Annotated in this window: 8 protein-coding genes; 4 read left to right on the top strand and 4 right to left on the bottom strand. The window is 66.9% G+C overall.

The features are described 5' to 3' along the window. The first annotated feature begins 76 nt into the window (after positions 1-76). Complete coding sequence (locus tag sphsw_RS06195; protein WP_235188304.1) at positions 77-1,300, top strand: MFS transporter; 1,224 nt, start codon at positions 77-79, stop codon at positions 1,298-1,300. 34 nt (positions 1,301-1,334) lie between these two features. Here sphsw_RS06195 and sphsw_RS06190 read toward each other — a convergent pair whose 3' ends face one another. Further along, positions 1,335-2,171 (bottom strand): glycoside hydrolase family 16 protein, encoded by an 837-nt coding sequence (locus sphsw_RS06190; RefSeq protein WP_031439839.1) that lies wholly within the window; start codon positions 2,169-2,171, stop codon positions 1,335-1,337. Positions 2,172-2,377: 206 nt separating this feature from the next. After that, the gene (gene bamA, locus sphsw_RS06185) at positions 2,378-4,981 is read right to left on the bottom strand and encodes an outer membrane protein assembly factor BamA (RefSeq protein ID WP_081874178.1); all 2,604 of its coding nucleotides are present in this window, start codon (positions 4,979-4,981) and stop codon (positions 2,378-2,380) included. 225 nt (positions 4,982-5,206) lie between these two features. On the opposite strand from bamA, the gene sphsw_RS06180 reads away from it, so the two are divergent. The 3 genes from sphsw_RS06180 to sphsw_RS06170 all read left to right on the top strand — a co-directional run bounded on the left by sphsw_RS06180 (position 5,207) and on the right by sphsw_RS06170 (position 9,605). Beyond that, positions 5,207-5,533 carry a hypothetical protein gene (locus sphsw_RS06180; RefSeq protein WP_031394510.1) on the top strand — a complete coding sequence of 109 codons (327 nt, stop codon included), beginning with the start codon at positions 5,207-5,209 and terminating at the stop codon, positions 5,531-5,533. 389 nt (positions 5,534-5,922) lie between these two features. Then, positions 5,923-8,745 carry a TonB-dependent receptor gene (locus sphsw_RS06175; protein ID WP_031439837.1) on the top strand — a complete coding sequence of 941 codons (2,823 nt, stop codon included), beginning with the start codon at positions 5,923-5,925 and terminating at the stop codon, positions 8,743-8,745. A gap of 368 nt (positions 8,746-9,113) precedes the next feature. Then, positions 9,114-9,605, top strand: a complete 492-nt coding sequence (locus tag sphsw_RS06170; protein ID WP_031439836.1) for a Spy/CpxP family protein refolding chaperone — start codon at positions 9,114-9,116, stop codon at positions 9,603-9,605. 9 nt (positions 9,606-9,614) lie between these two features. Here sphsw_RS06170 and sphsw_RS06165 read toward each other — a convergent pair whose 3' ends face one another. Beyond that, positions 9,615-10,331, bottom strand: a complete 717-nt coding sequence (locus sphsw_RS06165; RefSeq protein ID WP_052380856.1) for a hypothetical protein — start codon at positions 10,329-10,331, stop codon at positions 9,615-9,617. Between the two features lie 26 nt (positions 10,332-10,357). Next, on the bottom strand, positions 10,358-10,944 hold a 587-nt coding region (locus tag sphsw_RS06160), incomplete at its 5' end, for a sensor histidine kinase (protein WP_031439834.1).

Raw genomic sequence — 10,944 nt, 5'->3', positions numbered from 1 at the left:
GTAGACCAGCCGCGGCGGCGGCGGGGGTGGTTCGGGAGTTGCCCGACGGCGGCGAGCGGGTCACAAGGGCGCCATCGTGCCGCGTACCGTTCCCTTCTCCCCGCATGGCCGGTCGCCGTCACCCGCGCCGCGACCGGCCGCTTTCCTCCTCGTCTGCGCGCTGGCTTATGCGGGGGCGGTCGTCGGCTATCTGCCGCTGCTGACGCTGCTGCTGCCGATCAAGGTCGATCAGGTCGCGGGCGACGGTCGGCTCGATCTGCTGACGGTGACGGTGATCGCGGGAGCGATCGCGGCTAGCGTGGCGAATATCGGCTTTGGCTGGCTGGGCGACCGGTTGGTCATCCGGGGCGGAGGCCGCCGCGGGATCATGGCGGGGGGCGTCGTTGCGACGATGGCGTCTTATGCGGGGCTCGCGGCCGCGACCACGCCTGCCTTGCTGGTGGCGGGGATCGTCCTGTTCCAGGTCGCGCTGAACGCGGTGATCGCGCCGCTGATGGCGATCATCGCCGAAGAGGTGCCCGATGGCCGCAAGGGGGTCGCGGGCGGGCTGCTGGCGATGGCCAATCCGGTCGCGGCGACGCTGTCCGCCGCGCTGGTCGGGGCGAGCCGGTTCGGCGAGCCGGCGCGGTTCGTGGTCATCGCGGTCACCGTTGCCATGTGCACGCTTCCGCTCGTGATCGTGCGCGGGACGCGGCAGGCGGGAGCGCCGCCGCCGGTGTTGCGGTCGATGCTGCGGCGCGATCTGCTGCTCGCCTGGACCGCGCGGCTGCTCGTGCAGGTCGCGGGCAGCGCGCTGTTCGTCTATCTGCTCTATTATTTCGAAACCGTCGCGCCGTCGGTACCGGAGTCGGTGCTCGCCGCGCGGATGGGGACGGTGATGATCGTCGCCTATAGCGTGCCGCTGCCGATCGCAGTGCTGGTCGGCCGGCTTGCCGACCGGACCGGGCGGACCAAGCCGTTCCTGTTCGCGGCAGCGCTGATCGCGGCGGCGGGGCTGATCGCGATGATGGCGGCGCGCGACTTCACCAGCGGTGCGGCGGCGTTCTGCGTCTATACGGGCGGGACGTCCGTCTTCCTGGCGCTGCACGCGGGCTTTGCGATGCAGCTGTTGCCGAGCGCGCGGCACCGGGGACGCGACCTCGGGCTGCTCAACCTCGCCAACACCCTGCCCGGGCTGCTCGGGCCGGTGATCACCTGGGCGCTGGCGACGCCGCGCGATTTCGATGCGGTGCTGGTCGTGCTCGCGGTGCTGACGCTGGGCGGGGGGATGATCCTGCTCGCCGCGCGGGGGCGGCGCTGAGGCCGATCCGGGCCCGGCCTCGGCGCAGCCGCGATCAGCGGCGTGACCGGCTCGGGGCAGGGCGCCAGTAGCGGACATAGTCGACCGCCATGCGCTGCGGGAAGGCGGTGTCGTCGATCCCCTTCTGCCCACCCCAGTCGCCGCCGACCGCAAGGTTGAGGATCAGGTCATAGGGCCGGGTGAACGGCCAGGCCGCCTTGCCGCCGGGCTGGTCATTGGCGACGCGCATGACCGCGCGGCCGTCGACGCCGATCGTGATGACATCGGCGCGCCAGTCGAGCTGATAGCGATGATAGCGGGTGCAGGCGGTCGGCACGCGCTTCTGCGCGCCGCGCTGCGTGCCCTTGGTGTGGTTGAACGCGCCGCTGTGCACCGTCGCATAGACGACGTTCGGGTCCCATCCGACCAGCTCGACGATGTCGATCTCGCCCTCGTCGGGCCAGCGGCCGCCGCTCGGCAACAGCCAGACCGCGGGCCAGCTGCCGCGACCGCAGGGCAGCATCGCGCGGACTTCGTAGAAGCCATAGCCGCGAGGCACCCGCGAGACGAGCTTAGCCGAGCTGTAGCTCTGGCCGCCCCAGTCGGGGAAGCGTGCCTTGGACAGCGTCTCGCGACGCGCCTCGATGATCAGCGAGCCCTTTTCGATCCGCGCATTCCGGGGCCGGTCCTTGGCATAATATTGGCGCTCGTGATTGGCCCAGCCCTCGGCATTGCGCGAGGTGTCGAACCGCCATTTGCGGCGATCGATCGTTCGCCCGTTGAATTCGTCGGCAAAGGCGGGCGTCGTTTTGGGTGTCGGCATCGGTGCGTCGAGCCCGTAATTGGTCGCGCCGAGCGTCGCGGCCTGCGCGGCCAGCAGCAGGAGGATCATCGTGTCACCGCCGTCGGGAAGTTCGCGGGTTTGCGCTTCGGGGCGGGGTCAAAACACATGGGGGACGCTCTCCATCATGCCCCGGATCGTCGCCGCGACGTGCGGACGCGAGCCGGTGGCGTGACGGGTCTAGGGCAGCTCCGCGGCAAGCTCAACCGGGCGGCTTCCCCACGCGCAGGGCGTTTTGCAGGAGGACGCCGTGCACACTAGAACTGGCCGCCGATATTGAAGGTGATCAGCTTGCTGTCGTCGCCATCGGCCTTGAGCAGTGCCTTGGCGAGATCGATCCGCAGCGGGCCGAACGGGGAGGCCCAGTTGACGCCTATGCCGACAGACAGCCGCGGGCTGGCGCTATTGCCCGTATAGGTCTCGCGATAGGCGCCGAGCGAATAGCTGTAGGGCGTGCCGGTGTTGGTCGTGGTGCTTGCGCCGGCGGAATCGAGATAGAGCAGATTGCCGGCGCTGTCGGTATATTGGCGGGTCGCGGCGACGCACGCGATCGAGGTCGCGTTCGCGGCGGCACAGCTGTCGGTCAGCGTCGGCGTCCTGCCGCCGAACACCGCGCCGACGTCCATGTAGACGGAGGGGCGCAGGCCGAGTTCGCGCGCGCCCGAGCCCAGCGGGAGCTCGACCTCGAGGCGGGCCTGGTAATAGGCGGTGCCGCCCAGCGCGGTCTGCGTGTTCGAACTGCTGTCGGTCGAGATCGTCGCGGGGATCGTGCTGGTGTCGTAATAGGTCCGCGTCACGCGCGGCCCAACGCCGCGGATATCGAAGCCGCGCATCTGCGGGTCGCCCAGATAGAAGCGGTCGGTCAGTCGCACCTGTTGCCCGAGCCCCCTGATATAGCCGCCCTCGGCATGCGCGGTGAGGATGAAGCGCGAGCCGAGATCGACATATTTCGAATAGTTGGCGGTGCTGCGGAGATACCGCGTGTCGCCGCCGAGGCCGGCGAAATCCTGGCTGACGCTGAATTTGCTGCCCTTGGACGGGCGGGTGCGGCTGTTGGTGCTGTCGAACACCAGCGAATAGCCGATCGACGAGGTCCAGCGATTGCCGACCGCGTCGCACAGATACTGGCCGGCAACCGCGGGATCGCACGCGCCGTTGGTGTAATAGGTGTCCGCATCGAGCGTGACCTGATCATAGGACAGGCCGTAGCGTGCGGTGGCCGACCAATATTCGGTCAACGGTACCGCCGCGCGGATCTGGAATCCGGTCGAGATCTGTTCATAGGTCGTGCTGTCGGTGTCGCCGGTGGTGCTGTACGAGCTGTAATCCCGTCGGAATATGTCGCCGCCCAGCGCGATGTTGGTGTCGAACAGATAGGGTTCGGTGAAGCCGAGATTGACCGATTTCGAATAGCTCGAATAGCTGACCCCGGCCCGTAGCTCCTGTCCCATGCCGCGGAAGTTGCGCTGGGTGATCGTGGCGGACGCGATGAAATTCTCCAGACTGGAATAGCCGGCCGAGAGCTGAAGCTCGCCGCTCGATTTTTCCTCGAGGTTGGTCTCGAGGATGACGCGATCGGGCGCGGAGCCGGGCTTCTGCTTGATCTCCGTCTTGTCCTGAAAATAGCCGAGCGAATTGATCCGGTCCTCCGAGCGTTTGACCTGGAAGCTGTTGAACGCGTCGCCCTCCGCCAGGCGGATCTCGCGCCGCACGACCTTGTCCTTGGTTTGTGTGTTGCCGTTGATCTCGACGCGTTCGACATAGGTTCGCTTGGCTTCGGCGATGTTGAGGTTGATCCCCATCGTCAGCGTGTCGGCGTCCTTCTGGAACTCCGGATTGACCTCGGTGAAGGCGTAGCCGAACAGGCCGGCGGTCTGGCTCAGGCTGTCGACCGCGTCCTCGACCTGCTTGGCGTTGTACCAGGCGCCTTTCTTGAGCGGCAGCGTCGCGGCGAGCTTGCTGCTGTCGAAGTCGCGGATCTGGCTGTCGACGGTGACGTCACCGAATGTGTAGCGTTTGCCCTCCTCGACCACATAGGTGATGATGAAGTCCTTCTTGTCCGGGGTGAGTTCGGCGACCGCGGACGTCACGCGGAAGTCGGCATAGCCCTGCGTCAGGTAGAATTGCCGCAGCTTCTGCTGGTCGTAGCTCAGGCGATCCTGGTCGTAGCTGGTTGCGGACGACAGCATGCGGCTGAGCCGTGCCTGTTTGGTCGCCATCTGCCCGCGAATTTGTGCGTCCGAAAACACGCTGTTGCCGAGGATGTTGATCTGGCGGACCTTCGATTTCGGGCCCTCGCTGACCTCGAAGACGATGTCGACGCGGTTCTGATCGAGGCTGACCATCTTCGGATCGACCATCGCGGCGAAGCGGCCCTGCCGGCGATAGAGTTCGACGATCCGCGCGACATCCTGCCGCACCGCGCTGCGCGTGAAGATCTGCCGCGGTGCGAGCCTGATCTCCTTGGTGATCTTGTCGCTCTTGAGCGCCTTGTTGCCCTCGACGACGATGCGGTTGACGATCGGGTTCTCGCGGATGCGGACGACGATATTGCCGTCCTCGACGCCGGCGATCGAATAATCGGCGAACAGGTCGCTCGCCTGAAGATCCTTGAGCGCCTGATCGAGCGTCTCCGCCGTATAGGGGATGCCGGCGCGCAATTTGGTGTAGCTCAGCACGGTCTCGGGCTCGATCCGCTGCGCGCCCTCGATGCGCAAGGTTCGGATCGTCCGGACGGCGGCACCGGCTGGTGGCGTCGGGGCGGGGGGCTTCGCATGCTGGACGGGCGCTGCGACCGCCGTGCCGCCGATCGTGCCGGCCAAGGCTAGGGCCATCGTACTGGCGCCAAATTCGAACATCATGGGGAGGTCTCCGGGTGAGACCGGGCGCCTGGGCGGGCGATGTTTCCGGCGGATGGCGCGCGCCGGCCGGATTGCAACACTGGGTCACCAACGAGCGCGACCGCGCGGTCGCCGGGACCGGCTGACACATGGAGCAAGTGGCGGGAAATGTTCGGGACATGGTCGCTGGCTAGAGCGCCGTGCGGGCCAATCGGCTCGCCCCTTCATCCTGCGAGGACCATCGCCATGCGTGTCGCCATCAAATCCGTCCCGTCATCCGCGCCGATCAGCGCGCCGACGCTGCCGCCGCTCGTCGACAATCCGTTCGCGCCCGAAGTCTTCGCCACGGGGCTCGCCGGGCTCGCCAATCTGTCGGGCGTGATCGTGCTGACGCTGGAGAGCGCGCGGTGCGATCACACGCGCGACGCGCCGTCGGTCGAGCGGGTCGTCGTCGGGCGGGTCGCGCTGACCAGCGGGGCTGCGCAGGATCTGGTCGCGGCGCTGAACCAGTTCCTCGAGCAGCAGGGGCTGAGCCCAAGCAAGGCGATGGCCGCCGGGTCGACGTTCCAATGAGCCGCGCGACCGTGCCGCCCCAAGCCGGTATCCGCGGGTCGTCGGCCACCGGCTTGGCCGTGGCGATCGAAGCGCTGCGGTTTGGCGTTCGAGTACAGAGCCGAGCTGTGGGTCAACGCGTGCGGAGCGTGACCGTCGTGTTCCGCCGACCGGCGGCGTGATGCTTGGCTGATGTCCGCGCTGCGATCAAAGACACGATACAGTCTTGCTTGCGACATGGTTTGTAACAAACCGTGGCTGCCTAACAACAGGTCGAACGCATGACGGTTCGATGACGACTTAGCCGTTGTCGACCCCGTCAAATCCCTGCAGCTTTGCCGGACGGACCATATCCGTCATCGCAAAAAATGCCGCGCAACCCAAAGTGTTGCGGCTCAGGGAGTATCACCATGCGTCTGGACTTTCGCAAACGCCTTCTGGCGTCCACGCTTCTGCTTGGCTTAAGTGCACCGGCCGTCGCGCAGACCGTCGACCCGGCTACGCAGGCGGTGCCTGACGACGCTGCGCCGGCCGATGGCGAGACGATCGTCGTCACCGGATCGCGGCTGGGCGGTCTCCAGTTGCAGCAGGCGTCACCGATCGCGGTGGTCAGCGCGCAGGACTTCGCACTGTCGGGCCAGCCCAATGTCGAGAATGTCCTGAAGGACCTGCCGCAGCTCGTGCCGAGCACGACGGGGGCGTCGAACAACCCCGGGGGCGGCGTGGCGACCGCGGATCTGCGCGGGCTGGGTTCGACGCGAACGCTCGTGCTCGTCGATAACCGTCGCTACGTCGCCTATGACTCGAACCAGGTCGTCGATCTGAACACCATCCCCGCCGGGCTGATCGAACGCGTCGACATCGTCAGCGGTGGCCGGTCCGCGGTCTATGGCTCCGACGCGATTTCGGGCGTGATCAACTTCGTCATGAAGAAGGATTTCAGCGGCGCGGAGGTGAATGCGAACTACCGCATCAACGAAGCGGGCGATGGCGGCACGTTCAACGGCAATTTGCTGCTCGGGGGCAATTTCGAGGACGGGCGCGGCAATGCGACGGTCTATTTCGATTATACCAAGCGCAACGGCATCCTTCAGTCGGCGCGCGACTATTCGCGACAGGCGCAGGTCGATGATGGCGAGGGTGGCCTGATCGCAGGCGGGTCGGGCTCGATCGAGGGCACGCGGTTCGCGATCGGCGGGGTGAACCGCAAGTTCGAACGCGACGGGAGCTTTTCCGCCTATAGCGCTGCGACCGACGCCTATAATTATGCGCCGTCCAACTATCTGCAGGTCCCGCAGGAGCGGTTCCTGATGAGCGCGCAGACGCATTACGACGTCAGCGATGCGCTGACCGTCTATGCCGAGGGCCAGTTCATCAACAACCGCGTGAAGAACCAGCTTGCGCCGACGCCGTTCACCGGGTCGGTCTCGCTCGACGCCGATTCCTCGTTTCTCTCCGCAGGCTCGCGCGCGCTGCTCCAGGGGCTCGATACGGATGGCGACGGCTATGTCACCTCGACCATCTACCGACGGCTGAGCGAGGTCGGCAATCGCGTGTCGAGCCTCGACAACACCGCCTATCGCACCGTGCTGGGCGCGAAGGGCGATATCGGTGGCGGCTGGAACTACGACGCCTATTACAGCTATTCGCGGACCAAATCGATCGAGAGCCAGACCGGCAACGTCTCGCGCAGCCGCGTGCTCCAGGCGCTGCGGACGACCTATGACACCGGCGGCAATCTGGTGTGTTCGGATACGAGCAACGGCTGCGTCCCGCTGAACATCTTCGGGGCGGGCAACATCAGCGACGCGGCCGCTGCGTTCATCACCATCCCCGTCCAGAATTCGAGCACGATCAGCGAGCAGGTCGCCAGCGCGTCGATCTCGAACCGCGAGCTGTTCGATCTGGGTGCGGGCCCGGTCGGGATCGTGTTCGGGACCGAATATCGCCGCGAACAGGGCAGCTACAATCCCGATTTCTCGCTGTCGTCGGGCGACGTGGTCGGCTTCAACGCGGGCGAAGGCCTGGGCGGCGGGTATAACGTCAAGGAAGTCTATACCGAGGTCGCGGTACCGTTGCTCGCGGATCTGCCCTTCGTGAAGAAGCTCGAGGTCAACGGCGCCTATCGCTATTCCTATTATTCGACCGCGGCGAAATCGGTGAACACCTATTCGGGTGGTGCGGTCTGGTCGCTGATCGACGACATCGCACTGCGCGGCCAATATTCGAGGGCAGTGCGTGCGCCGACCGTTTCGGACCTGTTCAGCGGCGCGTCGCAGGATTTTCCCGCCGCGACCGATCCGTGCACGACCGCGGTGGCGCTGACGAACACCAATCTGAATGCGAGCTGCCTGTCGAACGGTGTCGCGGCGTCGGTGATCGGCACCGCCTATGACGGCGGCAGCACGCAGATCCAGACGGTGAACGGCGGCAACCCCGCGCTGCGCGAGGAGACGTCCGACACCTATACCGCGGGCATCGTGCTCCAGCCGCGCTTCCTGCCCGGCTTCTCGTTCACCGCGGATTACTACAAGATCAAGATCGCGAACTATATCTCGACGGTCGGCACCACCAACCTGATCCGCGCCTGTTACGGCGACGCGGACAATGGCTACACGCCCTATGACGCGAGCTATTGCGGATCGTTGCCGCGCGACGCGAACAGCTTTGCGATCACCGATGCGGCCAACACGCTGGCCAATACGGGGGGCGTGACGACGCGCGGGGTCGATTTCGAGGCGCGCTACGGCCTGCCGCTCGGCTTCGGCGCGTTCGGCAGCGACACCAGCCGGCTCGACCTGCGCTTCAGCGGTACGCGGCTGATCGCGTTCGACTATAACCCGCTGGCGGCGATCCCCGACCTGACGATCGACTGTGCGGGCAAGTTCGGCCAGACCTGCGGCAATCCCTATGCGAAATGGCGGCTGTCGACGCGGGCGACCTATTCGACCGGGCCGATGACGGTATCGGTGCTGTATCGCCATCTGTCGGCGGTGAAGGACGACGACAGCGCGACGACCTATGCGGTCGAGCGGATCAAGGCCTATGATTATTTCGACCTGACCGCGGCGTTCCGGATCAAGGACGGCTTCACCTGGTCGGTCGGGGTCAACAACCTGTTCGACAAGCAGCCGCCGATTCTGGGCGACAACCAGCAACAGGCGAACACCTATCCGTCGACCTACGACCCCTATGGCCGTGCCTTCTTCGTCAGCACGAACGTAAAGTTCTAGGGGAGGCGAACCGTACAACTGTTAAAAGCCCCGCCATCCAGCGTGATGGCGGGGCTTTTTCCCGTCTGTCGTCCGGGGGGCAGCTCGCTGAAATATTCGGGACAAACCGCGCTGCGATATCCGGCCCGACGGAATGAACCGGGGAGCCAGCCATGTCGATGCCATCACCGCGCACCACCGATTGCAGCGTCGGGCGTCATCTGCCCCGGTCGCGGCACCGCGATGTCGCCGGCGCGTCGATCCAGCGCGCCGCCTGCCGTGGATGCGGGGCGACGATCACCAAATCCGCGCTGAGCCGGCGCTGGATCATATCCGGGATGCTCGGCTGACACCGGCGCCGGAACGGGGAAAGTACGATGACGATGATTATGACGAAACCGCGTTCGGCACGCTGGCTGGCCGCGATGCTGCTGCTCGGTGTGACCTGCACTGCCAGTGCCGAGCGCCCGCGTGGGCCGGAGCGTGGGCCCGCAAATGTCGACGCGATGCAGGCCCGGGAGGCTGACGATATCGCGCTGCTGCTGCACCTGCGGCCCGATCAGCGTGGCGCGCTCGTTGCGTTTCTGTCCGCCTGGGGGCCGCCTCCGCCGCCGCGCGATGGCGGGGAGGGGCCGAACATGCGCCCGGGCCCGTCGATGCCGGGTGGCGAGGATTTCGCCCGCCATCTCGAACGGTTCGAAGCGCAGGCGACCGCGCACGCAGCGCATGACCGGTCGCGCTTGATGGCAGCACGCAGCTTCTACGACAGTCTCGACACGCCGCAGCGCGCGGGGTTCGAGGCGCTGATGCGGCTTCGCCATGCGCCCCCCGGTCCGGGTGGGCCGGGTGGTCCGTTGGGGGCCGGGCCGCCACCCGGCTGATGCGGCATGTCAGCGCGCGGGCGTCAGCGTTGGAGTCCCGAGTTGGTCGTCGCCGTTGCGCCAGGTGTCGCCGCCCGCGCGCGGCACTTCGCGACGCCGGATCGCGCCGTCGCCATTGCGGTCGAGCGCGGCGAACCGGTCGGCGGCGGCCTTGGCGAACTCTGCCCGGTCGACGCCGCGGTTGAAATCCAGATCCGCCGACGTGACCGGCTCGGGCAGGTCGAACAGCCCGAAGCGACCCGCGCCGATCCGCAAGGTCGCGTCGGCGGTGCTGGTGCGGCGGCTGGCGGCGTTGCCACGCTTGCCGGATCCGGTGTCGGGACGTCCCCCCGATCCGCCGCGTCCTCCACCGCGGACGCGGATTTCGGGGACGAGGATGTTTTCGTACCAGGCGATGTCCTCAGGATCGATCTCGCCATCGCGGCCGCGGTCGAGATGCGCGAAGACCCGGGTCGCATCGGCCTGAAACTCCGCGCGGGTGATCCGGCCATCGCCGTCGCGGTCGGCGCCCTGGAACCATAATGCCTGCGCGGCGCCGGCCTTCTGGGTCGAGCGGAACGGCTCGCCCATCGGGCTGATGAACAGCTGGCCGCGGCCCTGTTGCGGGCGCTGCCGGGCAGGTCGCGCCGGCTCGGGGCTCAACTGCGCTGTTGCCGCGGCATTCGGGGCGGGCGCCAGCGCGGCCAGCATCCCGCCGGCGATCACGGTCCATGCGCGCATCGACATCGGTCTTCTCCTGTTTCGGCGCCGGATCATGCCGGCAGAATGACGCGCACGATCAGACCGCCTTCGGGGCGATTCTCCAGTGACGCGGCACCGCCATGCGCATGCGCCACCGCGCGGACGCTGGCGAGCCCGAGGCCAGTGCCACCGGTATCGCGGTTGCGCGACCGCTCCGCCCGGAAGAACGGCTCGAAGGCATGCGACGCATCGGCGGCGGAGAGGCCCGGACCACGATCGCCGACCTCGATCACCACCGTGTCGCGGTCGCGGTAAAGTTGGACCTCGGCATGCCCGGCATATTTGACGGCATTGTCGACCAGATTGACCAGCAACGCCTTGAGCGCGGGGGCATCGCCGTCGATCGCGAGCGACGGACCGGGAGCCAGCACCACCTGCTCGCCGCGGTCGGCATAATCATCGGTGATGCTTTCCGCGAGCGAGCGCAGGTCGAGCCGCTGGCGGCGGACATGCCGGGTCATGTCGCGGACGAACGCCATCGCCGCGCCGATCCGCTGGCTCATCTCCTGGATATCCTCCTCGCTCGCCTCGCGGATCTCGTCCGGCGCCTTTTCGAGCCGGAGCGCGAGACGCATCAGCGGCGTGCGCAGATCGTGTG

This window comes from Sphingomonas sp. FUKUSWIS1 (genome assembly GCF_000733135.1).
In the GTDB taxonomy this organism is placed as follows: Bacteria; Pseudomonadota; Alphaproteobacteria; order Sphingomonadales; family Sphingomonadaceae; genus Sphingomonas; species Sphingomonas aerolata.
Note: the sequence above shows the minus strand (reverse complement) of the source record. Positions and strands in the feature narration are given on the sequence as shown.